General features: G+C 60.7%; 26 protein-coding genes and 1 pseudogene. 8 read left to right on the forward strand and 19 right to left on the reverse strand.

Going from position 1 to position 24,116, the window contains the following annotated elements; genetic code table 11:
- Positions 1-54: 54 nt before the first annotated feature.
- The 5 genes and pseudogenes from flgJ (at position 55) to VL003_RS12740 (ending at position 6,458) form a co-directional block, all read left to right on the forward strand.
- Positions 55-1,044: a flagellar assembly peptidoglycan hydrolase FlgJ gene (gene flgJ / locus VL003_RS12720; protein ID WP_414708307.1), complete on the forward strand. Its 990-nt coding sequence runs from the start codon at positions 55-57 to the stop codon at positions 1,042-1,044.
- Positions 1,045-1,186: 142 nt separating this feature from the next.
- Positions 1,187-2,833 carry a flagellar hook-associated protein FlgK gene (gene flgK / locus VL003_RS12725; RefSeq protein WP_325443040.1) on the forward strand — a complete coding sequence of 549 codons (1,647 nt, stop codon included), beginning with the start codon at positions 1,187-1,189 and terminating at the stop codon, positions 2,831-2,833.
- Between the two features lie 81 nt (positions 2,834-2,914).
- Positions 2,915-4,525, forward strand: a complete 1,611-nt coding sequence (gene flgL, locus VL003_RS12730; RefSeq protein WP_325443042.1) for a flagellar hook-associated protein FlgL — start codon at positions 2,915-2,917, stop codon at positions 4,523-4,525.
- Between the two features lie 203 nt (positions 4,526-4,728).
- Positions 4,729-5,910 (forward strand): annotated as a pseudogene (locus VL003_RS12735) (methyl-accepting chemotaxis protein); the annotation flags it as partial.
- Positions 5,910-6,458 carry a hypothetical protein gene (locus tag VL003_RS12740; protein ID WP_325443046.1) on the forward strand — a complete coding sequence of 183 codons (549 nt, stop codon included), beginning with the start codon at positions 5,910-5,912 and terminating at the stop codon, positions 6,456-6,458. The pseudogene VL003_RS12735 and the gene VL003_RS12740, both read left to right, overlap by 1 nt.
- A gap of 101 nt (positions 6,459-6,559) precedes the next feature.
- Here VL003_RS12740 and fliR read toward each other — a convergent pair whose 3' ends face one another.
- The 13 genes from fliR to fliF are packed head-to-tail and all read right to left on the reverse strand — an operon-like array spanning position 6,560 to position 17,547.
- Entirely contained in the window at positions 6,560-7,345 is a 786-nt protein-coding gene (gene fliR, locus VL003_RS12745) for a flagellar biosynthetic protein FliR (protein ID WP_325443048.1), read from the reverse strand.
- A 22-nt stretch (positions 7,346-7,367) separates the two neighbouring features.
- On the reverse strand, positions 7,368-7,637 hold the full coding sequence (fliQ, locus tag VL003_RS12750) for a flagellar biosynthesis protein FliQ (protein ID WP_325443050.1): 270 nt from the start codon (positions 7,635-7,637) through the stop codon (positions 7,368-7,370).
- Between the two features lie 19 nt (positions 7,638-7,656).
- Complete coding sequence (gene fliP / locus VL003_RS12755; RefSeq protein ID WP_325443052.1) at positions 7,657-8,439, reverse strand: flagellar type III secretion system pore protein FliP; 783 nt, start codon at positions 8,437-8,439, stop codon at positions 7,657-7,659.
- Positions 8,436-8,798 carry a flagellar biosynthetic protein FliO gene (fliO, locus tag VL003_RS12760; protein WP_325443054.1) on the reverse strand — a complete coding sequence of 121 codons (363 nt, stop codon included), beginning with the start codon at positions 8,796-8,798 and terminating at the stop codon, positions 8,436-8,438. Before fliO ends, fliP begins: the two co-directional genes overlap by 4 nt.
- A 3-nt stretch (positions 8,799-8,801) precedes the next feature.
- Positions 8,802-9,341, reverse strand: a complete 540-nt coding sequence (gene fliN / locus VL003_RS12765) for a flagellar motor switch protein FliN (RefSeq protein WP_325443056.1) — start codon at positions 9,339-9,341, stop codon at positions 8,802-8,804.
- 1 nt (position 9,342) lies between these two features.
- Positions 9,343-10,341 (reverse strand): flagellar motor switch protein FliM, encoded by a 999-nt coding sequence (gene fliM / locus VL003_RS12770; protein WP_325443058.1) that lies wholly within the window; start codon positions 10,339-10,341, stop codon positions 9,343-9,345.
- Entirely contained in the window at positions 10,342-10,791 is a 450-nt protein-coding gene (locus VL003_RS12775; RefSeq protein WP_325443060.1) for a flagellar basal body-associated FliL family protein, read from the reverse strand.
- A gap of 53 nt (positions 10,792-10,844) precedes the next feature.
- Complete coding sequence (locus tag VL003_RS12780) at positions 10,845-12,191, reverse strand: flagellar hook-length control protein FliK (protein WP_325443062.1); 1,347 nt, start codon at positions 12,189-12,191, stop codon at positions 10,845-10,847.
- Positions 12,192-12,211: 20 nt separating this feature from the next.
- Positions 12,212-12,658, reverse strand: a complete 447-nt coding sequence (gene fliJ, locus VL003_RS12785; RefSeq protein ID WP_325443064.1) for a flagellar export protein FliJ — start codon at positions 12,656-12,658, stop codon at positions 12,212-12,214.
- The gene (fliI, locus tag VL003_RS12790; protein ID WP_414708306.1) at positions 12,651-14,111 is read right to left on the reverse strand and encodes a flagellar protein export ATPase FliI; all 1,461 of its coding nucleotides are present in this window, start codon (positions 14,109-14,111) and stop codon (positions 12,651-12,653) included. Before fliI ends, fliJ begins: the two co-directional genes overlap by 8 nt.
- Entirely contained in the window at positions 14,108-14,866 is a 759-nt protein-coding gene (fliH, locus tag VL003_RS12795; RefSeq protein ID WP_325443066.1) for a flagellar assembly protein FliH, read from the reverse strand. Before fliH ends, fliI begins: the two co-directional genes overlap by 4 nt.
- Entirely contained in the window at positions 14,859-15,872 is a 1,014-nt protein-coding gene (gene fliG / locus VL003_RS12800) for a flagellar motor switch protein FliG (RefSeq protein WP_325443068.1), read from the reverse strand. The genes fliH and fliG overlap by 8 nt, the downstream gene beginning before the upstream one ends.
- Positions 15,859-17,547, reverse strand: coding sequence for a flagellar basal-body MS-ring/collar protein FliF (gene fliF, locus VL003_RS12805; RefSeq protein ID WP_325443070.1), 1,689 nt, complete (start codon positions 17,545-17,547; stop codon positions 15,859-15,861). Before fliF ends, fliG begins: the two co-directional genes overlap by 14 nt.
- A gap of 309 nt (positions 17,548-17,856) precedes the next feature.
- Here fliF and fliE point away from each other — a divergent pair, with 309 nt between their 5' ends.
- A complete protein-coding gene (fliE, locus tag VL003_RS12810; protein WP_325443072.1) occupies positions 17,857-18,189 on the forward strand; it encodes a flagellar hook-basal body complex protein FliE in 333 nt (110 codons plus the stop codon).
- A 13-nt stretch (positions 18,190-18,202) separates the two neighbouring features.
- Here fliE and VL003_RS12815 read toward each other — a convergent pair whose 3' ends face one another.
- The 6 genes from VL003_RS12815 to VL003_RS12840 form a co-directional block, all read right to left on the reverse strand.
- Positions 18,203-18,502 carry an EscU/YscU/HrcU family type III secretion system export apparatus switch protein gene (locus tag VL003_RS12815; protein WP_325443074.1) on the reverse strand — a complete coding sequence of 100 codons (300 nt, stop codon included), beginning with the start codon at positions 18,500-18,502 and terminating at the stop codon, positions 18,203-18,205.
- Complete coding sequence (gene fliK, locus VL003_RS12820; protein ID WP_325443076.1) at positions 18,499-19,794, reverse strand: flagellar hook-length control protein FliK; 1,296 nt, start codon at positions 19,792-19,794, stop codon at positions 18,499-18,501. The genes VL003_RS12815 and fliK overlap by 4 nt, the downstream gene beginning before the upstream one ends.
- Positions 19,795-19,818: 24 nt before the next feature.
- Positions 19,819-20,154: a flagellar protein FliT gene (locus tag VL003_RS12825; RefSeq protein ID WP_325443078.1), complete on the reverse strand. Its 336-nt coding sequence runs from the start codon at positions 20,152-20,154 to the stop codon at positions 19,819-19,821.
- A gap of 57 nt (positions 20,155-20,211) precedes the next feature.
- Positions 20,212-20,643, reverse strand: coding sequence for a flagellar export chaperone FliS (fliS, locus tag VL003_RS12830; RefSeq protein ID WP_325443080.1), 432 nt, complete (start codon positions 20,641-20,643; stop codon positions 20,212-20,214).
- Positions 20,643-22,031 carry a flagellar filament capping protein FliD gene (gene fliD / locus VL003_RS12835; protein ID WP_325443082.1) on the reverse strand — a complete coding sequence of 463 codons (1,389 nt, stop codon included), beginning with the start codon at positions 22,029-22,031 and terminating at the stop codon, positions 20,643-20,645. The genes fliS and fliD overlap by 1 nt, the downstream gene beginning before the upstream one ends.
- Positions 22,032-22,144: 113 nt before the next feature.
- A complete protein-coding gene (locus tag VL003_RS12840) occupies positions 22,145-22,537 on the reverse strand; it encodes a flagellar protein FlaG (protein ID WP_325443084.1) in 393 nt (130 codons plus the stop codon).
- 218 nt (positions 22,538-22,755) lie between these two features.
- On the opposite strand from VL003_RS12840, the gene VL003_RS12845 reads away from it, so the two are divergent.
- Together VL003_RS12845 and VL003_RS12850 are read left to right on the forward strand one after the other, a co-directional pair.
- On the forward strand, positions 22,756-23,508 hold the full coding sequence (locus VL003_RS12845; protein WP_325443086.1) for an RNA polymerase sigma factor FliA: 753 nt from the start codon (positions 22,756-22,758) through the stop codon (positions 23,506-23,508).
- A 175-nt stretch (positions 23,509-23,683) separates the two neighbouring features.
- Positions 23,684-24,116: GTP cyclohydrolase II (locus VL003_RS12850; protein ID WP_325443088.1), on the forward strand; the 433-nt coding region annotated here is incomplete at its 3' end.

A 24,116-nucleotide genomic window follows, 5' to 3' on the forward strand; every position in this document is an offset into this window, starting at 1 on the left:
AAAAGCGCCGGCGCCTTGCGCGCCGATCTGGAAATTATCTGACGAGGCGGCATGATGAGTTTCGTGCGATACATTCCCCGGCCCACCGAAAGCTCCCGCAATGCGCTCGACACTGGCGCATTGTCGCGCCTGCAGGGCGGTGTTGCGCGTTCCGGCGGTAGCGCAGACGAACAAAAAGAAGTGGCCCGCCAGTTCGAGGCTTTGTTTTTGCAACAAATGATCAAGCAGGCGCGTCAGGCGTCCAGCGGCCTGCAGGGCTTGTTTCAAAGTGACCAGACTCGCCTGGCCCAAAGCCTGGCTGATGAGCAGATGGCCTTGCAGCTGGCCGAGCCCGGCGTGGGCCTGGCCCAGGCCCTGCTGGATCAGATGCGGGGTGGGGTGCAAGGCGACAGGCAGATCAATATCACTGCGGGCAACACGCCGCCCGAGCTGTCGTCGTCGCGCAACCCTGCCTTGCGCTCAAGCGTCGGCCCCGAGCGTCCCGAGCATGCGCCGAGCATTTCGGCGTTGATCGATATGCTGTCCAACAGCAAGGTGGGGCGGGTGGCGGGTGCGGCTGTATCCGCCATTCGCGGTGCGCCGCAACACATTGAGCAGTTTGTCATAAAAATGGGTAACGCCGCGCGCCATGCTTCGGCCGAAAGCGGGGTGCCGTCCGAGCTGATTCTAAGCCAGGCGGCGCTGGAATCAGGTTGGGGCCGGCGCGAGATTCGTGGCGAAGACGGCAGCCAAAGCTATAACCTGTTCGGCATCAAGGCGTCGCCCAACTGGAAGGGCAAGGTCGTAAATATCGTGACCACCGAATATATAGACGGCGAGCCTCGCAAAATGGTACAGCCGTTTCGGGCCTACGACTCGTATGCGGAATCGTTTGCCGACTACGCCCGCCTGATCAGTCAGAACGAACGCTATAGCGAAGTGGTCAAGGCCCAGAGCCCGCAAGAGGCGGCGCGCAGTATTCAGCAGGCGGGCTACGCGACTGACCCGGCCTATGCTGAGAAATTGATTTCAATCATGTCTTACTTTGACAGCCGAAGGGTGTAAGGCAGGCCGCCATGCAAGGCCCAGCGGCGTCGCATGTCAGGGCGGCAAGAGCTAAACAAAAAGGCATTTGTGCCGTAGTACATGCAGAAGTCGTGCCTGTGCACTTTTGCGCCGGGTATCAACCATTACCAGCGGAACCACAATGAATCTAGCGAATCTTGGTCTTTCGGGTCTTGCCGCCGCCACAGCGCGCCTGCAAACTACGGGGCACAATATCAATAATGCCGATACCGACGGGTACAACCGCCAGAGCGTCGTGGTTTCTACCGCCGGTGGCCGAAACATGGGCTACGGGTTTATTGGTCAGGGTGTGCGTACCGACAGCATCGAGCGTTCGTATAATAATTTTTTGTATCGCCAACTGGTCAATGCGCAAACCACGGGTGCATCGCTGGTCACCTACGGTAATGAAATCACCCAGGTCAACAATCTGTTTGGTGACCGAACCGTTGGCGTCAGCCCCGCCTTGCAAAAATTCTTCGACGGCATTCAGGCTGTTGCGTCGGCCCCGGCCGATCCGGCTGCGCGCCAAGAGCTGCTGGGCCGCGCCTCGAGCCTCGTGGGTCAGATCAACGACGCCAACGCGTTCCTGGATTCTCAGCGCCAAAATATCAATACCCAGGTTTCAACGGTTGTTACGCAGATCAACAGCTATGTCGAGCAGGTGCGCGACCTGAACCACCAGATCGTGGTGGCCAAGGCTTCCAGTTCGGGTCAACCGCCCAACGACCTGCTTGACCAGCGTGAGCAAGTCGTATCCGAGCTAAGCCAGCTTGCCGGCGTTCGCATTATCGAACAGGACGGCAGTTTCAATATCACCATTGGTAATGGTCAGGTACTGCTGGGTGGCGCCACCGTATTTCCCTTGGTTGCGGTTCCGTCAGCCAGCGACCCGACCCGCACTGCGGTGGCCTATAGCGCCCCGTCGGGCGCGGGCCAAACCACCCTGATCGAGCTGTCCGACAAATCCATCGGCGGCGGCAGCCTGGGCGGGTTGTTGAAGTATCGCAGCGAGGCGCTTGATTCGGTGCAGAATGACCTGGGTCGCCTGGCCATGGGTCTGGCCATGGCTGTCAACGAGATTCACCAGGGCGGTTACGACATTAACGGCAACCCCGGTGTTCAGTTCTTCACGGTGGGCGACCCCAAGGTGACGGCCTCAGTGGGTAATAAAGGGACCGGCGTTGTTGCGGCGACCGTGGCCGATTCCAAGCAACTTACCGCGCAAGATTACCGTGTCGAGTTTGACGGCGTTGACTACAAGATAAGCAGCGTGCCGAGCGGATCGCTGGTGTTTCAAGGCAATACCTTGCCGGCCTCGTTCGAGGGTGTTGAGTTCAACATTGACAGCGGCAGCCCCGTGGCCGGCGACTCATGGTTTATTCAGCCGACCCGCCATGCGGCCGGAAACCTGAAGCTGGCGCTGGACAGTGCGTCGCAAATTGCCGCCGCAGGCAGCAATACCGGTCAGGCCGACGGTGATAACGCCTTGTTGCTGGCCGCGCTGCAAACCACCAAGACCCTGGGCAATGGTTCGATGAGCTTTAACGAAGCTTACTCGCAGATCGTTAACCAGGTTGGGGTGATGACCCAGCAAAACGGTACGGCCGCCAAGGCCCAGGCTACGCTGATTCAGCAGAACTACGCCGCGCAGCAGGCCGTCTCGGGCGTCAACTTGAATGAAGAATACGTCAAGCTTGAGCGCTACCAAGAGCAGTTTCGGGCGGCGTCCAGGCTGATTGATGTCAGCTCGACCTTGTTCGACACTTTGCTTTCGCTGCGTAACTAGGTATAAAACAACCCACCTGGGCTTGGCTGCGTGCAGCCCGGGTTTCAGTACATTCGCGTTTCTCAATCCGAGGCCGTCACGATGCGTATCAGTTCTTCTTATTTTTTTCAGACTGGGCTAAATTCCATCAACGCCCAGCAGGCCGACCTGCTGCATCTGTATCAGCAAACGGCCAGCGGCCAGCGCATGGTCACCCCTGCCGATGACCCGTTGGGTGCCGCGCAGGCGGTCAACCTTAGCCAGTCGCAATCGCTAAACGAGCGCTTTGCCGCCAACCGCGAAGTGCTCAAGCTCAACCTGGGCCAGGAAGAAAACGTGTTGCGCTCGGCCACGACCTTGCTGCAGGACATCAAGACCGCGCTTATCGAAGCCGGTAACGGAACGCGCTCGGATCTTGACCGCCAGACCCTGGCCACTGTGCTTAGCAAGGCCAAAGATAATTTGCTGGGTCTGGCCAATAGCACCGACGGCAATGGTCAGTATATTTTCTCGGGGCACCGCTCGATGCAGCCGGCCTTTATTCAAGGGTCAAACGGCGCAGTCAGTTACAACGGCGACGCCGGCGGTCGCCTGATCCAGGCTGATCCGACCCGCCAGATCGACTCCAGCGATATAGGCAGCTCGGTGTTCGCTAGTGCGGCATCTGGTTCGCGTGCCTACGTTACCGAAGCGAACAGCGCAAACACGGGTACCGCCGCCATTGGTTCACCCACCATTACCGACCCTGCCGGCACCAATGTCGGAATGCCCTTCAAGATTGTCTTTGAAGATGTGCCGTCGCCGGGCACGGGCTTGCAATACAACGTGTATACGACGGGCGCAGGCGGGGCACAGACCCGCATAGAAGGGCCCAAGGCGTATGATCCGGATGCCACCACCTTGCGTCTGGATGGCGGCGTGCAAGTCGGGATCTCCGGCCGGGCGGCTGCGGGGGATGTGTTCTCGATTAATCCCGCCAATGTAGGCGCTTCCCGGGCCTATTCCGTCGATAGCACTAGCTTTGGCGCCGGCGCGATTGTTGGTACTGCCATCAGTGATCCCGCGGGCGCCTACTTGGGTGCCTCGTTCCGGGTCGAGTTTACCGAGCCGACGCCGGGAGATTTCGAGTACAGCGTACACGTGCTCGACGCGAACGGCGATCCGGTGCTTGATGTAAACAATGATCCCGTGATCATGGGGCCGACCGCTTTTGTGCCTGCTGCTCCGCCAGCCACTACGGTGATCCTGCGGCTTCCTGATGCAACCGGAGGGCTCGAAGTAGAGGTGTCGGGGTCACTTGCCGATGGCAACAGCTTCTTGGTCAGCCCGGCAGCGTCGGTCGAGCCCGAGCTTAACGTCTTCGATACACTCGACGCCATCATCCAGGCTTTAAGCGCCGATGTCGGTGGCGACCCTCTTGGCCAAGCCAAATTATCCAACGCACTTGCCTCCGCCATGCAGAAGATCGACATCAACTACGACCAGATTCTTACGGTCCGCGCTTCAGTGGGAGCCCGCATGAATGAAATCGACGCTATCGATGCCAACGGCGAGTCGCGTGGCCTCGGTTACTCCAAGCAGCTTTCCAGGCTCGAGGATGTCGATTACTACCAAGTCACCACCCAACTCGAGCTGCGACGCGCTGCGCTTGAGGCGGCTGCAATGGCATTCAAGAAGATTCAAGGCACAAGCCTGTTCAACATGGGATCCTGATAATGAAATCCACGCAAGGGCAAACCGGAATCACTGTTTCGGTAATGATGATCGTTTTGTGTCTGTTGGTGCTGCTGTCGGCAGGCACCGGCTGGTACCTGCTGCAACAAAGCGCCGCCGAGCTTCAAGGAGCAGCCCTTGAGGCGGCGGGTCAGCGTCTGGGCCTGGCTGCCTGGGTGCTGGCATTGGTCAGTATCGTGTCGATCATTCTGGCTGTGGTCGCGGTCCGCATGGTGCGGCGCGGCGCCTACCGCCCGCTGGTGCTGGTCAATCAGCAGATTGAAGCGCTTGCTTCGGGCGACCTGACTTACCGCGTCGATGCCAGCGCGCAAGAGCTCGGCCCCCTGGCCCACGGCATCAAACGCTTGCAAGACAGCCTGTCGCGCAGCGTGGGCAATGTCCGTGCCGGGCTTGAGCTGATCGGTGACGGCGCCCAACGCATCATTTCGGGTCATACCGATCTGAGCAGCCGAACTGAACAGCAGGCGGCGGCGCTACAACAGACCGCTGCCAGCATGGAAGAACTCTCCAGCACGGTCAAGCAGAACGCGGACAACGCGCGGCAAGCCAACCAGTTGGCCGTTACGGCGTCAGAGGTGGCTCAGCGCGGCGGTGCGGCGGTGGGCGAGGTGGTTTCGACCATGCAGGGCATTTCGGCCAGCTCACGAAAAATTTCCGACATTGTCGGCGTGATTGACAGCATTGCTTTCCAAACCAATATTCTGGCGCTTAATGCTGCGGTCGAGGCGGCGCGTGCGGGTGAGCAGGGCAAGGGATTTGCGGTGGTGGCCTCCGAAGTGCGGGCACTGGCTCAGCGCAGCGCCCATGCCGCCAAAGAGATCAAAGACCTGATCGAAGACTCGGTCAAGAAAGTGGCCGAAGGCTCAGACCAGGTCGAGCGTGCCGGTTCCACCATGGAAGAGATTGTGACTTCGGTGGCTCGAGTGACCGATATCATGGGCGAGATCTCGGCAGCCACGGTCGAGCAGTCCAGCGGCATCGAGCAAATCAATCTCGCGATCACGCAGATGGACGGTGTTACGCAACAGAACGCCGCCCTTGTTGAAGAAGCTTCGCGCGTGGCCGAAGAGCTGCGCCACAATATCGGCAGCGTGGGCCGTGAAGTCTCCACCTTCCGTCTTTCGGGCGGCCATCGGGTGATTGATGTCTCGCCTTCCACAGCCAAGACGCCTGAGCGTCGTGTGGGCGCTGCACCGGCCGCCGCCAAAGTGGCCTCACCGGCGCGAGCCGCGACACTGGCTTCTCCGGGCAGACAGGCCTCTGCACAAGACAAAGGTTCGTCGGCTCGAAGGGCGGCCCCGGCATTGGCTGCGGCGCCGGCTGCCGCCGGTAAATCGTCGGACGACGACTGGGAAGAGTTCTGATGTCCTTCGGGCTCGGTTCGTGGTTGCCGCACAACGCCATGGCAAGGGTTTCTCGCTGTGGCGTGTCAGTGATTCTGGCTGGCCTCCTGGCAGCCTGCAGCACCACCGGCCAGACCTTTGATACAGCGGGAATGAGCCAGATTGTTCCAGGGCAAACCACCCTGGAGCAAGCCGGCGTCATATTAAAGGCGCAGCCCGAAAACGTGTACCGTCAGAATGACGGAACGGCCATGGCGCGCTGGGCGCACAAAGCCACCGTATTGACCGACGCCATTTATTTCCGACGTGAGCTATGGCTGCAGTTCGGCAGCGACGGCCGGTTCGAGCGGGTGGTGAACCGCATCAACGTACTGGCCGAGCCGGGTCAGCCCGAGCACACGGGCAGTGCGACCATGCCGGCTGCTTACGGCGCGCCGGCCTATACCTCGGTTCCGGCAGCCCCCACTTCTGACGCAGTGGATCGAAGCCTGCCAGGGGCCGTGCCTGCTGGTTTCCCCTACAGCGCCGATTCTTTCAGCGGCCCCACATCGGTGTATCCGGTTCGCTAAGCGATCTAACGCTACCGATAAGGCACGACGTCAGGTTGCAGCAACGTCAGCCCGAAGCAACACAGGCGCCGCCACCACAAGCCAGTTAACGTTCGAAGTCCTTATAAGCCCGCCAGGGCGCCGGTCAGGCGTGCCATGGCCTCGTGCCCCGACTCGATGAGACGGCTGATGAAAGGCGCTGACTGAGGCAGCACGATGGCCAGCAGGATCAGGCCCACAATAAGGCTTATTGGAAAGCCTACTGCAAACACCGATAGCTGTTGGGCTGTTCGATTCAGAATCCCCAGCGACAGACTGATGGTAAGCAGTACGATGATCAACGGCAGCGCCAACAGCATGCCTGAGACCATGACCTGCGAGCTCCATTCAAACAGCACGCCCAATCCTTCCACATGAAAGCCTGCCGTAACCGGCAGCACGTCGAAGCTTCGGACCAGACCGCCTATCATCAGCAAATGGCCGTTCAGGGCAAGAAACAGCAGCATCGCCACCACGTTCATCAGTCTGGCGAGCACGGCCGTGTTGGCACCCGTTGCTGGATCGAAGAAGGAAGCAAATGAAAGGCCCATTTGCAGCCCAATGAACTCGCCGGCGGTCTGCACGGCGGCAAACACAATGCGCATGGTCATGCCCAGCGCGATGCCGATGAGTACCTGTTGGGCGGCGATCCACAGACCCGCGTACGAGGCGGGAGACATATCGGGCGGGGGTGGTAGCGTCGGTGAAACAGCCAGGGCCATCAGGGCCGAAAGCCCTACTTTGACGCGTAGCGGTATGGACGACTCACTTAGCAAGGGTGCAGTACCCACCAATGCCAGGATGCGTATGAACGGCCACAGGAAGGCGTTCATCCACCCGTACAGCTGTTCAAGTTCGAAAGAAACCATGTGCCAGTGACCGCCCGGCGGTCTACGAGACGAGGCCCGGCAGACTCGTGAAGAGCATGGTCATGTAATCGACCATAATGCTGATCAACCAAGGCCCCAGCACCACCAGCGCTGCGCCGACCGCAAGCAGCTTGGGAATGAACGACAGCGTCATTTCGTTGATCTGAGTGGCCGCCTGGAAGATACTGATCACCAGGCCCACCAGCAGTGTCACCAACAGCAGCGGGCCGGCCATGGCCAGGGCGACCTTCATTGCCATGTAGGTCATGGACATTACGGTATCCGAGGTCATCGGGCGATTCCTTTACGATTTACTGATAAAAGCTGCGGGCGAGCGAACCCAGCAGCAGGTGCCAGCCGTCGGCAAGAACAAACAGCATCAGCTTGAATGGCAACGATATGGTCACTGGCGGCACCATCATCATGCCCAGCGACATCAGCACGCTGGCTACAACCAGGTCAATGATCAGAAACGGAATAAATACGGTGAATCCGATCTGAAAGGCCGTTTTCAGCTCACTGGTTACGAAGGCCGGCACCAGCACGCGCAGGGGTACGTCATTGGGCGTGTCGAACTGGGGGGCCTGAGCCATATTGGCAAATAGCGCCAGATCCGTTTCGCGAGTCTGGTTCAGCATGAAGGTGCGCATGGGCCCGGCGCCGCGTTCCAGCGCAGTTTCGAAGGTGATGCTGCCTTCGCTAAGGGGCTGGTAGGCTTGCGTGTACACATCGTCGAACACCGGCGACATGGTAAAAAAGGTCAGAAAAAGCGCGATGCCTATCAACACCGAGTTTGGGGGCGACGCGCCGGTCCCCATGGCGTTGCGCAGCAAGCCAAGTACGATGATGATGCGGGTAAAGCCCGTCATCAGCAGCAGCATGGCAGGCAAGAAGGACAGCATCGTCAGCAACAGCAAAGTCTGCAGGCTGAGCGAATAGGTTTGTCCGCCGTCCTGGCCCGGTGTGGCGGTAAGCGCCGGCAGGGCTTGGGTGACGCCCGTTTCGGGATACAACAGCAGCAGCAGCCCTAGCCAGAGCAATGCCGCCGGCAGGCGAAAAGGTGTGCGGCGATAGGGAACGGAAACACGCCTCATGGCTGTTGAATGCTTGATCCGCCGCGTTGGCGCAGGGCGCTGCGCAGCGATTGCGCGAACCCGGGTCGGGCAAGCGCCGGGCTTTCGGAGTTCTGTGATGGGTTGGTGTCGGCGGGCGGCAAAGTATGGAGCAAAGTGATTTGTTGGGGAGTCACGCCCACTACCAGACGGGCGTCCTCTACTTGAACAACGGCGACGCTAGAACGGGCGCCCAGGCTATGTGCGCCCAGAACCGTAATGGCCTGACTTGCGCCGGCCCGCAACCAGCCGGCGCGCCGCAACAGCCATGCGCCCGCCAAAAGTACAAACACAATAAACGCAAGGCTGACCACCATGCGCAGCACGTCGGCCTCGGTCATGAATCACCGCCTGCTGTTCAACCGGCTCAGGCGGTCCGAGGGGGTGATGATGTCGGTCAGGCGAATGCCGTATTTGTCGTCCACCACCACGACTTCGCCCTGGGCGATCAGGTAGCCGTTGACGAAAATATCCATGGGCTCACCGGCCAGGCCGTCGAGCTCGACAACCGAACCCTGGCCAAGCTGCAGAATGTTCTTGATCGTGAGGCGGGTGCGGCCCAGTTCAACCGAGAGCTGAACCGGAATGTCCATGATCAGATCAATGTCGCTTTCGCCATCGAAGTCAGCACCGGTAAGCGGCTGGAATACGTTGGAGGCCGGCGTCAAAGCGGGTTCTGGAGCCTGGTCGGGCGCACTGGGGGCGACGTTTGCAGAAGCGGTCTGTTCGGCCAGGGCGCTGGCCCAGTCGTCGCTTTCAAGTCCGTCTGCCTGAGAGGGGGGCGTGGAGCCGGCGGACTGCTCGGCGAACGCCGAGTCCCAATCCACGTCGGTGCTCTCGGGCGCGGTCTTGTCTTGGTCGGAGTCTTTGTTTGGATCAGTCATTTCAGGTGGCTTTCTTGAATTCGGGCTCGGAATGAGTCAGGACCTTGTGTACTCGCAGGGCGTAACGGCCGTTGGAGGTGCCGTAAGTGCATTCCAGTACCGGCACGCTTCCGGCACGGGCGGTGATGATCTTGGGAATATCCAGCGGCAACACGTCGTTGACCTTAAGTTTCATGAGTTCGCCTACCGATGAGGGCACGGAGGCAAACTCGGCAATAAGTTCGACGTCGGCGCTACGCACCTGGCGTGTCAGTTGGTGCGTCCAGCGCTGGTCGACTGCGTCAAGCGAGGTGTCTTGCAAAGGGCGGGTCAGCAGGTCGCGCACGGGCTCGATCATGGAATAGGGCAGGCAGATGCTGAGATTGCCGCCAGACGAGCCCAGTTCGATGTTGAACGAGGTGGTTACCACGATTTCGTTGCTGCTGGTAATGCTGGCGAACTTCGTGTGCATCTCGGAGCGGATGTACTCGAACGTGATCGGATACACATTCTGCCAGGCGTCGCCGTAACACTCCAGCGTGAGGTTCAGCAGGCGCTGGATGATGCGTTGTTCGGTGGTGGTGAAGTCACGGCCCTCAACACGCGTGGTGTAGCGGCCATGTCCGCCGAACAGGCTGTCAATGACCAAAAACACGAGGTTGGGGTCAAAGGTAAACAAGGCCGCGCCGCGCAGGGGCTTCATGGCCACCATGTTCAGGTTGCTGGGCACGGGCAGGTTGCGCTCGAACTCGGAATATTTCTGGACCTTGATGGTCGAGACGGTAATGTCGGCATTACGGCGCATGAAGCTGAGCAAGGTGCTGCGCATGCGGCGGGCAAATCGCTCATTGATGAGCTCGAGCGTTTGCATGCGGTGCCGAACCACACGATCGGGCGAGCTTAAGTCGTAGGGCCTGACCCCGCTGCTGTCTTTGTCACTCGATGCGTCGGCGCTTTCGCCGGTTACACCGGCCAGCAGCGCATCGACTTCGTCCTGCGACAGGAAATTCGAATAGGCCATTTACTGAATCACGAAGGCGGTAAACAACACGCTTGAGATGCTCGCGCCATCGATATGCGGTTGGAACGGTTGGGACAAAACGTTTCTAAGGCCTTGTGCCAGCTCTTCGCGCCCTTCGGGTGACTGTAGCTCAACCGCCGTATGCCTTGCCAGTTCGGCCAGGACACGGTCGCGCACTTCGGGCATGTACTGTACCAGCCCGGTGTGCGAGCGGGAGTCGTTCAGGCGCAATGTGATCTCGGAATACAAAATCTGTGTGCCCCGGTTACCTTGTATGGTAACGGTAAAAGGTTCAAGTGCCAGAAATATGGGGGCGGCCACTATGGGTTGCTCGGGCACATAGGAAACCTGGGCGCCGGGCTGTCCGTTGTTATTGAAATAGTAGTACCCGGCGCCACCGGCGGCAACGAGCAAGATCAGGACAAGCAGGATGGTGTTGAGAATGCGCATGGGTTCTTAGTGGCTCAGGGCGATTAAGTTCAAATTCAACGACGGCGAACCGATCAGGCAAAAGTGTCTACCAGATTGTTGCCGGTGACGGTGGCGCGCGGCGCGGGCGTGACGTCGGCGGATGCTGCGCCGCCTGTTCTGCTGCCGCTCGGGTTGCCTTGCTGCTGTCCAGCCTGCTCATTGAATGCAAAGCCTGCCTGCCCATGCTCGCCCACGTGCGTGTCGCCCAACGAGATTCCCGCTTGCGCCAGCTGTTGGCTAAGCTGAGGCAGCGCCGATTCAATCGCTTGTCGCACGGATGCGTGGGCGGATACAAAAAGGGCGCTGGCCATACCTTCGTTCAGGCTGATGGAAATGCGCAGTGGGCCGAGCTCGGGCGGGTCCAGGCGCAGCTCGGCCGTTTGTGTGCCGCTCTGCGCGTTATGCGCCAATGTCACGACCTGACGACTGAAATCGGCGTTCCAGCCGGGCTGCTGCAGGGGGGTGGCAATCGCCGGGGCGGCAAGGGATGCCGGGGTTCCGGGCGGCGAGAACGGGTTGACTGCGGCGCCGGAAAGCGCCGCGGACAATTCGGTGTGTATCCCGGCGGGCGCCCCGCTTGGGTTTGCCTGCGCGTCGCGGGGCTGAGGCCCGGCGTCGAAGGTGAAAGCGATTTCTGCGGTGCTCGTGCCGCGAGCCGAAACGGCGTTGCCCGTTTGAGCGTCGGCCTGTTTGCCGATTGTCGTGCCTGCGGCAAGGCTGGCGGCAGCCACCGCACTGGGTGTTGCTCGGCGTGTGGCGGCGGATGCCGGCTGCTGGCCCGTTGGGCTGTTGAGCAATTCGACAGCCCCAACCGTGGGTTGGGCCGGCAAACCGGCAGATGCCGATGCTTGAGCCCGGCTATCGGCAAGGGTTGTTGTGTCCAGGGTGTCGCTCGAAGCGGTGGCTTGGTCTGACGCCAGGGTCTGTCGCAGGGCTACACCCACGGCATCAGCGCCACGGTTACGGCTGTGCGCGTCGGCTACTGAGTTGACGCTGCCTTTTGCAACCGCAGTCGGATCCGACTGTATTGAAGCCGGATTGGCGCGAGCAGCGGCCTGGTCACGTGCATGCAGAGCGATTTCCAGCGCGATACCTGGCAGCGAGTAAACGGTCTGGTCTTCTTCCTGGACGGTAGGGTCAGCTTCTACAGCCTTGTTTATGGAGGCGTCGGCGTCTGTCGCTGCAGCGTCCCGGGCTGCGCTACTCGACGTCGGCATCAGACCGGCTTGTGTTTGCTCTTCGGTGGATTCCGGGCCTTGTCCGGCCAGTACATCGGCAAAGCTGCGGCTGGCGTCGGCCTCGCCCGTGTCGGCGGCCGACGAGCGTCCGGCTTGCGGTTTGAAGCTGGGGACCACAGCGGCGATTGTCGATGAATTCATGGCAGTGACCAAGGTAATGTCTACAGACCCAGCCCGCGGAATCCGCGGGCGGATATTTCGTCGTTCATGCGTTGTTCGCGGCGCGACTCGTGTACTGCTTCCTGACGCAACTGACGTGTTTGCAGGGTTTCGAACGAGGACAAGCGTCGTTTTTCAGCCTTCCACGATTCCTGCCCTGTGCGCAATTTAGCGTCCATTTGCTCCAGTATCGTATTTTGCTGCGAGATAGCGTCATCCAAAGTGGCGATAAACTGCCTAAAATTGTGATAGTTCGAAGCGGTCAGGCCGGTTTTCGTCTCTTGCAGCAGCCGCTCGGCATAATCCTTGCGGTAAGAATGAAGCGCCTCGAGCTGTTGCTCGGCGCCGCGTCGGGCCTCAACCAATTGCGCCAGACGCCGGGCGGCGTCGTCCATGTCGGTGCGCGCCAGGTCGATCAGCATGTTCAGGGTCTGGGTTTTTTTAACCATACGACGCCTCCGCCAGTTCTTGTCCTAACACCGCCGCCAGCTCACGCGTGGCGCGTTCGTAGTCAATGCGCTGCTCAATGCCTTGCTGCAAGAATGCCTCCAGCCAGGGGTATTTCTCTATCGCCTCGTCGGTTCGGGGGTCGTTGCCGCGTGTGTATGCACCTACCGCGATCAGGTCGCGGTTGCGCTGATAGCGCGAAAGCATCTGCTTGAACTGGCTAACCATGGTGAACTGGGTCTGGGGTACTACCGCCGACATCACGCGCGAGATCGACGCCTCGATGTCGATGGCGGGGTAGTGGCCCGACTCGGCAAGGCTGCGCGACAGCACGATGTGTCCGTCCAGAATGGCGCGCGCTGAATCTGCAATGGGGTCCTGCTGATCGTCGCCTTCAGTCAGCACGGTGTAAAAGGCGGTAATTGATCCCGCGGGGCGATCGTCCATCGGCGCGCCGTTGCCCGCGCGTTCGACCAGGGCCGGAAGCTTGGCAAAGACCGAGGGCGGATATCCCTTGGTGGCAGGGGGTTCGCCGATAGCCAGGGCAATTTCGCGTTGCGCCATGGCATAACGGGTCAGCGAGTCCATGATCAGCAATACGTGCTTGCCCTGGTCGCGAAAGTGTTCGGCTAGCCGCGTCGCATAGACAGCGCCCTGCATGCGCAGCAGGGGCGATACGTCTGCAGGCGCGGCGACGACCACCGAGCGCCGCAGGCCTTCTTCGCCCAGGTTATGCTCGATGAACTCCTTCACCTCCCGGCCCCGTTCGCCGATCAGGCCCACGACAACCACGTCGGCCTGTGTATAACGGGCCATCATGCCCAGCAGTACGCTTTTGCCCACCCCCGAGCCGGCGAACAGGCCCATGCGCTGTCCCCGGCCTACCGTGAGCAGGCCGTTGATGGCGCGCACACCCACGTCCAGGGCGGTGTCGATAGGGGCGCGTTCCAGCGGGTTGATGGGCTGGGCCGAAAGTGCGGCGGGCTGCACTTGCCTGAGCGGACCCAAGTTGTCCAGCGGTCGGCCGGCGCCGTCCAGTACGCGGCCCAGCAGGGCGTCGCCCACGGGCAAATGACGCGTCTGTCCGGTGACGGGGTTTTCAATCGTGTCGTGAGTGGGCAGTGGTATGGGCGTGCGCAGTCCGGCCTCGACGGGCACGACGCGCGCGCCCGGAGGCAGGCCCGAGATGTCGCTTTGCGGCATCAGGTACAGCGTGTGGCCGTTGAAACCGACTACTTCGGCATCAGCCCAATGGTTCTGGCGTGGCGTGATCTCGATCTTGCACGCGGCGCCTACGGCCAGCCGCAGTCCGGTGGCTTCCAGCACCAGGCCGGTTGCCCGTGTCACCCGGCCGGTTGCGTGCCAAGACTCCACGTGTGCGACCCGTCTGGCGCCAATAGCCAGTTGCATGCGCCAACGGTCGGTGGTGTTCTCCAGGCGCGAGGTCGCATTCATGGCGAGCTGGTCCAGGGCATGTTGTGGCCGAGCGAGCCGACCACCCGTTGCCAGCGCGTTTGCAGTGTGGCGTCAATATTGCCGAGCGAGGTTTCGGCGTGGCAACCGCCTCGTTCAATGCTCGGGTCGGCCTGCAGCCGCCAACGGCGTGCGCCGGGGTCATCAACCAGGTGGTCTTGTATCAAGTCCAGGTCGTCGGGATGAACACGCAGACGCAACAGCCCGTCCTGGCCGGCATCCAATTGCAGTATGTCGCGCACCGTGTCCAGTATTTTCTCGGGCTCGGCGACCAGAGTCGAGCGGATCACCTGTTGCGAGATGCTGATGGCCAGGCGAATCAGGGCTTGTCCGGTTTCCGCCTCGATGTCATGCAGCGCTTGCGAGCCGCTTTCCAGAAGCGTGACCAGATGTTGAACCTGGGCGTCGATTCTGTGGGTGCCTTGTTCAAGCGCGTCTTTCATGCCGGCTTCGAAACCTTCGGCGCGGCCTTCTTCCAGGCCCACGACACGGCCCTGTTCTTTGCCTTGCCTGAGCCCTTCCAGCATGCCTTCTGCATGGCCTTGCGCACGGCCTTCTTCGCGGGCCTCGCGTTTTAACCGTGCGATTTCTTCTTCGAGTTGCTGGGTCAGGGTGGCGTGCTCGTCAGGAAGCGGCACTTGGTCTTCAAGCGCAACCGGCTCGACCGAGTCCATTTCCCAGCGGCGCCAGGACTCGGCCTCGTAGGCACGCAAGGCCTGGCGAGCGGCTTCAGACATACTCGTCGTCTCCGCGGCGGTTCAGCGTGAACTGGCCTGCCTCGGCCAGACGTCTTGCCACCTGCAGAATTTCTTTTTGTGCTTCTTCGACACGCGACATGCGGATGGGGCCTTGGGCCTCGAGGTCGTCGCGCAGCATCTCGGCCGCCCGATTCGACATGTTCTTCATGAACGTCTCGCGAACCTCTTCGGGAGAGCCTTTTAGCGCGATGGTCAACGTGGCGGTGTCGATCTCTTTCAGTATGAGCTGGATGGCGGCAGGTTCGATCTCGATGAGGTTCTCGAAGACGAACATCTCGTCGACAATGCGCTGAGCGAGGTCGGGGTCAAGTTCGCGAAGGTTGCTGACCACCGCGTCTTCGTCCGACGAGCTCAGGTAATTGATCAGTTCGGCAGCCGTACGTACGCCGCCCATCTTGCTGCGTTTGGCGCCTTGACCCGACAGCATATCGTTAAGCACATCGGTCAGTTCATGCAGCGCCGAGGGCTGTACACCGCCGAAAGTGGCAATACGCAGCACGACGTCGTTACGTAGACGCTCATTGAGCAGCGCCAGCACCGCCGAGGCGCGATCGCGCTCGAGGTGCACCAGAATGGTGGCGATAATCTGCGGGTGCTCGTCACTGATGAGTTCGGCGACGCTGTTTGCGTCGATCCAGTTCAGCGCGTCGATGCCGTTGCTGCCGTCGCTGGCTTCGAGTATGTCTTCGATCAGGCCCGCGGCCCGATCATTGCCCAAGGCCTTGTTCAACACGCTGCGGATGTATTCGTCCGAGCCTACCGTAACGGCCATGAATTGATCGGCCTCTTGACGGAACTCTTCAAGCACCTTGTCCACGTCGTTGCGGGTCACCTGCGTGAGCGACGCCATGGCGGTGCCCACCAGCTGAACCTCGCGGGCCGACAGAAACTTGAAGACCTCTGCCGCGGCGTCTTCGCCCAGCGACATCATCAGTATGGCGCAGCGTTCGAGGTTCTGTTCGGAGTTATTACTATGGCTTGGCATGTTGTTCCATCCAGGAGCGCAACACCATGGCGACCGCGCGCGGATCTTTTGCGGCCAGGTCGCGTGCGACGTTCAGGTTCTCTTCGTAACGGCTGATTTCCGAGGCTCTTCGGGCTGCTGCGGCTGCAGCGCTGGCGGCCGCAGCTTGGCTGGCCGCGTCTGCTTCGGCAAGCTGGCGCTCAGACTCTTTGCTGCTTTCGACATGGGCGAGATAAGGCTTGACGAGTTTTCGCCAGACCAGCCACAGGCCGATCAACACAAGCAGATAGCGCAGCAGTTCCATGGCTAGCGCGTGATATTCCGGGTTCTCCCAGATCGCCGCGGGGGCCGTCGTGTCACCGCTGAACCGGCTGTTTACGATGCTGAGCGTATCGCCGCGTTCTTGCGAATAGCCCATGGCATCTCTGACCAGACGGTTAAGGTTCTCGATCTCTTCAGGCGGCAACGGCTGTGCTTCGCCTTCTTTGTCGGGCATGTAGTTGACCACCACTGCCACGGACAGACGGCGCAGTTTGCCCATGGACTCTTTGACGTGGCTGATGGTGCGATCAACCTCATAGTTGATCGTGGCGTCATGGCGGCTGTTGGCCGGAACACTCGCGTTGCCGGCTGTTTCGGGGGTACCCAATTGCACGCCCGCCTGGCCCGCTTGCCCGGCCACAGTTGCCTGGCCGGGCTGCGCTGCAGCGGCTGGGGGGGCATCGATAGGAGCTGTGGGGTTGGGCGGGGGCTGGTTGGTCAGGGCGCCCGGCACGCCTTCGGGCGGTACCGCGTTGTACTGTTGTGAGCCGCTGGTTTGCTTGCTGCGTACAGCCTCCTGGCCGGGCTCCTGGTTGGGACGGTAGACCTCGGAGGTTTGTTCACGCTGTGAGAAGTCGACGTCGGCGCTGGCCTGGGCGCGTACATTGCCCGCGCCCACCAACGGCGTCACCAGGGTCAGTATGCGCTGTACCGTGCGCTGTTCGATATCGTTGATGAAGTTTCGCTGTGAGCTTTCGGCTCCGGCTTCGCCGGTAGGTGAACTTAGCAGCCGACCGTTCTGGTCCACCACCGACACGTTCTCTGCCGACAGGCGTGGCACACTGGAGGAGACCAGCCAGCCAATCGCGGACACTTGGGCGTCGCTTAAAGAACGGCCCGGGAACAACGTTAACAATACCGAGGCAGTCGGTTCCTGTCGATCGCGCACAAATAGCGATTCACGGGGTATGGCCAGATGCACGCGAGCCTGCTGAACGGCATGCAGCGAGGCGATTGAATTGCCCAGCTCGCCTTCCAGGGCACGCTGGTACGTAACCTGTTCGGTGAATTGGCTGGCGCCGAAACGTGTGTTGTCGAGCAGTTCAAAGCCCACGCCGCCACTTTTGGGCAGTCCCTGAGTGGCAAGCTGAAGACGCGTTTCGTGCACACGCTCTGACGGAACCATAATGGCCGTGCCGTTGTCCGAAAGGCGGTAGGGCACATTCATTTGAGTCAGCGCTGCCACAATGGCGCCACCGTCCCGGTCTTCGATGTTCGAAAACAGAACTCGATACTCGGGGCCTCGGCTCCAAAGCAGCAGAACCGTTACCACGGCGACCAATGCAGCCGCCGCGCCGATCAGGATCGGGCGCGGTACGGTTTGCAGCTTGTTCAGCGCGGGGAAGCGAGCCAGCAGAGCCTGCGCCTGGCTCATCGCGGGCCTCGGGCGGTAGTTGCGCGGAATCGCACCGTTGCCGGAGACTGCGTGTATACGATATGCATGCGACGGAATACGTAAAGGGGAGTAGGCATTATTACGTGTCTTTGAGCAAGACCAAGCGCCGAAAAGCACGGCTTTTCGAGTGCAGTTCGGCTTTACGTTCTTTTCTGGCGAGTTCTTGTGCGCTCGTCGGAACGTTACAGATGGTAGATACAGGAGCACCCGGCCTATGAGCGAAATAAGCGGGTGTTTTGGCGATTAATGACCGGCTTGAAGCTTGCGAGGCTGGGCTACAGTGTGCCCATGGCTATCTCAAACCTGAGCAATATCGAATCCATTCTGGCCCAAATGCGTGAGGTCGCTCGCGCGGCTTCGGGGGCCGATATGCGCCCCGAAGGCCCGGCAGCGGCGCCGGGTGGTTTTGCCGCCGAGTTGCAGCGCTCGTTGCAGCGTGTGTCGGCCATGCAGAGCCACTCTACCGAGCAGGCCAAGGCTTTTGCGTTGGGCGACCCCGACATTTCCCTGAACAATGTCATGATCGACATGCAAAAGGCCGGTATCGCATTTCAGGCGACGCTTCAGGTGCGTAACCGCCTCGTGGCCGCCTATCAGGAAATCGCCAGCATGCCCGTATAAGGCAAGCGCGGTATCAATCGGCCTGGTTTTCTTCAGGCCGGGCCTCTAGTTTGTACAGCCAGGCCAGCAACTGGGCCACCGCCAGATACAGCTCTGGCGGAATGTGCTTGTCCAGATCCACCTGCATCAGCAACCCCACCAGTTCGGGCGACTCATGTACATACAGCCCGTGGTCCTGGGCGGTGCGCATAATGTTTTCGGCGACGGTTCCATACCCCTTGGCCACGACACGCGGCGCTGCGTCAGACGTATCATAGGCAATCGCTACCGCGCTGGGGCGCCGATCGCTGCGTGGCGTATCGTCGCCGCTCATGCCTTCCCTTCTTCCTGGTGTATGGAAAGTCCGCTAAGTGTCAGGCCTGCTTCCTGAAAACTGGCCCGCAACGCCGGGCCATTCTGGGCAAGGGTCTGGGCGCTTTGGGGCGCAATCAACTGCATGACGATCTGGCTGCCGTGCAGCGAAAGGCGAGCCTCGACTTCTCCCAGTTGGGGAAGGGAAAGACGTAGGCGCGTCGCCCAGTGGCTGCCGGCCTCATCCGCCAGACCCTGGTCGTCGCGACGGCTCACCTCCCAGTCCATCGGCGCGTCCGGCCAGGCTTCGCCGCGCCATCCAAACACCTGGGTGGCCAGCACCTCGAGTTGCTGGCGCACCACCAGCTGCGTATCGGGGTGCATGCCCGTCAAGGCCGGACTGGATGTTGAGGCGGCTGCGGCCGCTTGGCCGCTTGACGTAGCCCCGGTCCCTCCGGCGTTTGCGTTCCGCGATTCGGTTCCGGCAGTGCTTTCGGAGGGCGTGGCGGCACCCTGGGATGCGGCAGCTTGTGCGGCGGTTCCGCCTTGTGCCGGGGCAGAGGATCCCGGTTGGTTCAATTGACCTTGCGGCTCAAGCCTGAGCTGTGCAACCGTGCGCCCGCCAAAGGCGAGTTCGCGCAAATGAGATTCGTAAAAAAGCCCGCTTTGTTGCACCGCCAGACTCAGGGCGCGCGCAAATAGGGCGGCCTGTCCGTCGGGCGCGGCAGGAGCCGCTGAAAGCGGTGCGCTTGTCGCGGCGGCTGCAGCCGTGCTGCTTCCTGTCGACGGCTGCGCGCCCGTCTGCGACGAGGGCGGCGACCCCTGGGCCACCGTTCCCGATTGTCCTGCTGCTGGGCCGGCTTGTCCCGCCGTGCCACCGGCTTTGGGGGAGCCGTGTTGCATCAAAGGCGCACGTCCGGCGACGGAGGGCGCCTTTTCTGGAAATAGGGAAAGCAGGGCGAGTATGGTCTTGGCGGTACGGCCCAAAGTGGTCGGCGCAGACGCCGTGGCAGAAGTCTCTGGAGCGGGGCGTTCGGCCCGGATAGGAAGCGGCTGGGTTGCCAGCCGGGTGTTTTCGAGTGGTTGACGTGCCTGGCGTTGAACCTGCGCCTGAGCTTTTTCGATGCTTTCGGGCAGTGGACGCCCGGTTTCATTCTGGAGCGGATTGACGCGTGAAGCATCGGCCAACTGCGCGATGGCGTCGGAACGGGCCGCGTTGACGATCTGGCTTTGCTGGGAGGCTTGCACGCCAAAGGCGGTGTCGAGCCTGCGGATCAGCAATGTTCCTAGATTTGAAGACCCGCCCACGCTCATCGGCTGTTCCGGATGCGGCCGGCGTTAATGGCTATTGGGCGTGGTGTTGCAGTACGCTTCCAGCACGCTTTGGTGGCGCTTCATGGCGCCAAGCATGGAGCCAAGCCTGGCCATTTCTGGTGCGGCAAGATTGCGGATGCGCGCATCGTCGTCCAAAATTTTGGTCAGCAGGGATTTGCGCGCGTTTTTGTCTTTGTGGCTCAGTTCGGTTAACGGACGCAGTTGTTCGACCGCATCGCAATACTGTTGGCTTAGCGCAATGACAGCATCCCAATCGTTGGACTGGGCCAAGCGGAGCATCTGGCCCGAAATATCGGCGATGCGTTCGTAGCGGAGCACGATAGAGAGCGTGTCTGACATGTTGTATTCGCTTTGAGTAAGCCCGGACTGTTCAGCCGGCCTGAGGTGTAAACGGGTTTAGGCCGGCGTTGTTTCTTTCTGGGTGCCGGTTGCGGTGCGCCAAGCGTCGCCGATGTCGGTTAACAGCTTTTGCGCGAGTTGCAGCTTTTCAGCGTCTGCATTCAGATTGGCTTGAAGCAGGTTGCTGATGATCAGGTCGTAGGTGGCAGCCAGGTTGGTGGCCAGTTCGCCGCCTGCCTCCATGTCGATGCTGGCTTTCAGGCCCGAATCGACAATGTCGATCGCCTTGGAAATGGCGGCGCCGCGGCCTGCGATGTTTTCACTTTGCATGTACAGCAGTGCCTTGGCGATAGCCGCCTGGGCACCGTCGAACAACAGAGTGATCAATTGCTCGGGCGTGGCGCTGAGCACCTGGGTTTCAAGCCCGATGCTGGCATACGCCTGAACAGAGTGCCGGCCGCGCGCGCCGCGCGGCATGGAGTAGGTCATTATCGCTTCTCGTTAAGGTTGCTTAACATTGAAAGCTGTTGGGTCAGGTAGCTGCTAACCGAGCTCATTTGCGCCATCATGGTGTCCAACGACGAAAACTGGCGACGGTAGTTTTCCATTTTGGCGTCGATGCGTTCAGAGGTTTCAGTGTACTGCCGCTGCAAGTCTTTGATGTTCTGATCGGTGCCGTCCTTGGCGCCCTGGATATAGCCTTTGCTGCCCAGGAAATTATTCGTCATGGCGACGACACGCTTTGAAAGACCATTTTCGCCCGACAGCAACCGCTGTACGTCGGGCAAGTGCTCTTTAAGGCCTCCAGCCAGTTTCTTGTCGTCGGTTTCAAGCAGGCCGGTGCTGTAATTGGTGGTGATGCCCAATTGGCCAAGCGTGCGTAGCGTGCCTTCAGACGTAAAGCCGTTCAGCGCGTCGCGCGCCTGGGTCTGGGCGCGCCGCGCCAGCGAGTCGCCGGTCAGGGCGCTGCCCTTTTGCGCTTCCACGTCGTACGTGGTCAGTGATTTAATCGTGTTCTGCAGGTTGTTGTAGGCTGTGACAAACGCCTTTACTGCCGCAGTGGTGGCCGAGTCATCGCGGGCCACCTTCAGGGTGCCCGCATCGCCGCCTTCTTTGAGCAGATTCAGGGTGACGCCCTCGATGGCGCCCTCGACCTGGTTTGTCTGGCTGGTAATGGTGATACCGTTGATCTTCAGCGAGGCATTGGTGGCAGCCTGCATCTGCATGTCGCTGACAGAGTCGGCGTCTGTGCTGTCAAAGCCCAGCAAGGCTTGCAGGTCGGCGTTGTCGGCTACGGTGATGCTTGCCACCGAAGCCTCGGTGCCGGTGGTCGTGCTGGTCAGCATGAGGCGATGCGGGTTTGCGCTGCCGTCATTGATGACCGTGGCACTGACACCCAGGCTGGGGTCGGCTTGGTTGATGGCGGCGATAAGGCCGTTGATCGACGTGTCTTTGCCGGTCAGGTCGAGTGTGTGCTCGGTGCCGTCTTGCAAAGTCAATGTTATGACGCCGCCCGTGCCGTTGGCCTGGCCGCGATCAGCGACGCCGTCGGTGACCAGCGTCTGCGTGCTGGCCAGAACCTCTACCTTGATATTGTATTGGCCGGCAATCGCCTTGGAGTCCGCCGACGCAGTAAAGGCTTCGGAGGAAACCGTGGTCTTGAGTGCGCCGTAGGTTTCGGCTTTTCCGAGTGTCTCGGCCGCGGTTTTCAGTGCCTCGATCGAGCTTTGCACCTTGCCATAGGCCGACAGCCGGTTCTGGGCGGCAACCTGTTTGGACTGAACCAGGACCAGGGCCTGGTTCTCGCTGTTGCGCAGGTCGGACAGCAATTGGTCCAGGGGCAGCCCTGAACCCACTCCGATGGAAGATATAGCCATGATGAAACCTTTCGTGTTGAGACTATTGTCGCGCAGCGACGCCAGATTCAAACCTTGCGACTACCGCGATATGTATGCCTATTTTGAGCCTTTACGGGAAGCGCCCCGCCGGCTCAAGCGCTGGTACGAACGCCCTGGCCCTGAAGTTGCACGATCATTTTGGCAATTTTGATGACCGCGTCGCTGGGCACCGTGCGCAAGACCTCGCCTGTCGTGCTGTCGACGATAGAGACCACTACCCGTTGAGCTTCGGGGTCGATGTCGAATCGCATGCCGGTGGACCACGCTTTCAGGGCGTTGTTAACGTCTTTAAGCGCATGCTCGAGCGGGTTGCCGTCGTGGCTTCTGCCATCAGCCTGACGCTGGGCGGAGTTGCCGGCGCCGATGACCTCGCTCGACGGCGTGACCTCGCGTGCCGGTTCGGGCAGTACAGGACGCTCGATGTCCAGCGAAACCGGGTTCATGGGAAGAGAAGCCGATGAGTTCGAAGTTAGCGGATTGACCATCAGGGTAGCTCCTGAGCAGTGTGGGCTTAAGGTGTAAATACACTTGACAGAGGTGGTTACGACGTTTCGCGGTAATACTTTAGCCCCGCGGCGCGTCGGCTTTGAGCCGGTGTGGGCGCCAATAGCCCGAACAGGGCGCTAAAGTCCTACTTGATCCGGCGGTTTGGTAGGCCCGGCCAGGCGAAAATATAAGATGTCGTCAGTAGCCTTTTTTTTGCATGCTTAGTTCCGAAGACCTTCTTGTCAGGCAATACACGCCGTTGGTGCGCCGTGTGGCGCTTCAGCTGGTGGCGCGGTTGCCCGCCAATGTCGAGCTGGACGACCTGATGCAAGCCGGGCTGATGGGCTTGCTGGATGCCGCCCGCCGCTACCGCGAAATGGCGGACGCGCAATTTGAAACCTACGCGACCACCCGCATACGTGGCGCCATGCTCGACGAGCTTCGTAGTCAGGATTGGCTGCCCCGCAGCGTGCGCAGCAAATCGAGGCGTATAGAAACCGCCATACACGAACTGACCCATCGCCTGTTAAGGGCACCTTCGGAAGCCGAGATCGCCGACGAGCTGGAGATGCCGCTCGAATCGTATCAAGAGATGCTGGAAGAAGCGAGGGGGGTTCAGATTCTTCATTACGAAGATCTGGCGCGCAACCAGAATGACGCCGGTGCAGACCTTACCGCCGACCCCGAGCTCTCGGCCTGGGACAATCCGCTGGACCGGCTTGTGTCGAAGGGTCTGCGCTCGGCTTTGGTCGAGGCGATCAAGGCATTGCCCGAGCGCGAGCAATTGTTGTTGTCACTGCAGTTTGAGCAAGATCTTAATCAAAAGGAGATCAGCCTGGCGATGGGCGTGACCGAAGGCCGCGTTTCGCAGCTGCGTACGCAGGCCGTGGGGCGTATTCGGGCGTATCTGGCTGCCAGCGCCTGGAACGTTGAACCCAGCGAGGGATATGCCGACAGCAAGCTGATTTAGGGCGGTTTCAGTCCGGCCACCGGAAGCCCTCCGGGCTGATGCGCCTTCGTTGGGTTGTGGCCAAGCCCCCATGCTGCGGCCCTGAAAGTGTTAATCTTCTAGGTGCGGACGCCCGGCGCCCTGTCGCACCATTTGTCCGCATGCCCCTGGTGCGGGGCCAAGTACGGAAAAAAAATTGGATTACGTCGCCTCATGCAATCTGCCAACCCCCTGGGCAGTGTTTCAGCTACATGGATTCGTCAAGCCCGAGACGGGCAAAGAACACCTCGTCCTTACTTTGGGCGATGTCGGCGATGGCCGGCCCGTACTGGCGCGCATTCACTCTGAATGCTTGACGGGCGACGGCCTCTTCAGCCAACGCTGCGACTGCGGCGCCCAGTTGGAAACAGCCCTGCGTGCCATTGCCGAAGAAGGGCGCGGAATGTTGCTGTATTTGCGCCAAGAGGGAAGGGGCATTGGCCTGCTCAACAAGATTCGTGCCTATCAGTTGCAAGATCAGGGCGCCGACACGGTTGAAGCCAACGAGCAGTTGGGTTTCCCAGCCGACATGCGCCGCTACGACCTGTGCAAGCCCATGCTCGACCACTTTGGTGTGGCCGGGCTTCGGC

It is taken from the genome of Pusillimonas sp., from assembly GCF_035515275.1.
Taxonomy (GTDB): domain Bacteria; phylum Pseudomonadota; class Gammaproteobacteria; order Burkholderiales; family Burkholderiaceae_B; genus Pusillimonas.

Coding starts and splice junctions, on each gene's coding strand:
- flgJ (WP_414708307.1), top strand. CDS start 55: ATGAGTTTCGTGCGATACATTCCCCGGCCCACCGAAAGCTCCCGCAAT.
- flgK (WP_325443040.1), top strand. CDS start 1,187: ATGAATCTAGCGAATCTTGGTCTTTCGGGTCTTGCCGCCGCCACAGCG.
- flgL (WP_325443042.1), top strand. CDS start 2,915: ATGCGTATCAGTTCTTCTTATTTTTTTCAGACTGGGCTAAATTCCATC.
- VL003_RS12740 (WP_325443046.1), top strand. CDS start 5,910: ATGTCCTTCGGGCTCGGTTCGTGGTTGCCGCACAACGCCATGGCAAGG.
- fliR (WP_325443048.1), bottom strand. CDS start 7,345: ATGGTTTCTTTCGAACTTGAACAGCTGTACGGGTGGATGAACGCCTTC.
- fliQ (WP_325443050.1), bottom strand. CDS start 7,637: ATGACCTCGGATACCGTAATGTCCATGACCTACATGGCAATGAAGGTC.
- fliP (WP_325443052.1), bottom strand. CDS start 8,439: ATGAGGCGTGTTTCCGTTCCCTATCGCCGCACACCTTTTCGCCTGCCG.
- fliO (WP_325443054.1), bottom strand. CDS start 8,798: ATGACCGAGGCCGACGTGCTGCGCATGGTGGTCAGCCTTGCGTTTATT.
- fliN (WP_325443056.1), bottom strand. CDS start 9,341: ATGACTGATCCAAACAAAGACTCCGACCAAGACAAGACCGCGCCCGAG.
- fliM (WP_325443058.1), bottom strand. CDS start 10,341: ATGGCCTATTCGAATTTCCTGTCGCAGGACGAAGTCGATGCGCTGCTG.
- VL003_RS12775 (WP_325443060.1), bottom strand. CDS start 10,791: ATGCGCATTCTCAACACCATCCTGCTTGTCCTGATCTTGCTCGTTGCC.
- VL003_RS12780 (WP_325443062.1), bottom strand. CDS start 12,191: ATGAATTCATCGACAATCGCCGCTGTGGTCCCCAGCTTCAAACCGCAA.
- fliJ (WP_325443064.1), bottom strand. CDS start 12,658: ATGGTTAAAAAAACCCAGACCCTGAACATGCTGATCGACCTGGCGCGC.
- fliI (WP_414708306.1), bottom strand. CDS start 14,111: ATGAATGCGACCTCGCGCCTGGAGAACACCACCGACCGTTGGCGCATG.
- fliH (WP_325443066.1), bottom strand. CDS start 14,866: ATGTCTGAAGCCGCTCGCCAGGCCTTGCGTGCCTACGAGGCCGAGTCC.
- fliG (WP_325443068.1), bottom strand. CDS start 15,872: ATGCCAAGCCATAGTAATAACTCCGAACAGAACCTCGAACGCTGCGCC.
- fliF (WP_325443070.1), bottom strand. CDS start 17,547: ATGAGCCAGGCGCAGGCTCTGCTGGCTCGCTTCCCCGCGCTGAACAAG.
- fliE (WP_325443072.1), top strand. CDS start 17,857: ATGGCTATCTCAAACCTGAGCAATATCGAATCCATTCTGGCCCAAATG.
- VL003_RS12815 (WP_325443074.1), bottom strand. CDS start 18,502: ATGAGCGGCGACGATACGCCACGCAGCGATCGGCGCCCCAGCGCGGTA.
- fliK (WP_325443076.1), bottom strand. CDS start 19,794: ATGAGCGTGGGCGGGTCTTCAAATCTAGGAACATTGCTGATCCGCAGG.
- VL003_RS12825 (WP_325443078.1), bottom strand. CDS start 20,154: ATGTCAGACACGCTCTCTATCGTGCTCCGCTACGAACGCATCGCCGAT.
- fliS (WP_325443080.1), bottom strand. CDS start 20,643: ATGACCTACTCCATGCCGCGCGGCGCGCGCGGCCGGCACTCTGTTCAG.
- fliD (WP_325443082.1), bottom strand. CDS start 22,031: ATGGCTATATCTTCCATCGGAGTGGGTTCAGGGCTGCCCCTGGACCAA.
- VL003_RS12840 (WP_325443084.1), bottom strand. CDS start 22,537: ATGGTCAATCCGCTAACTTCGAACTCATCGGCTTCTCTTCCCATGAAC.
- VL003_RS12845 (WP_325443086.1), top strand. CDS start 22,756: ATGCTTAGTTCCGAAGACCTTCTTGTCAGGCAATACACGCCGTTGGTG.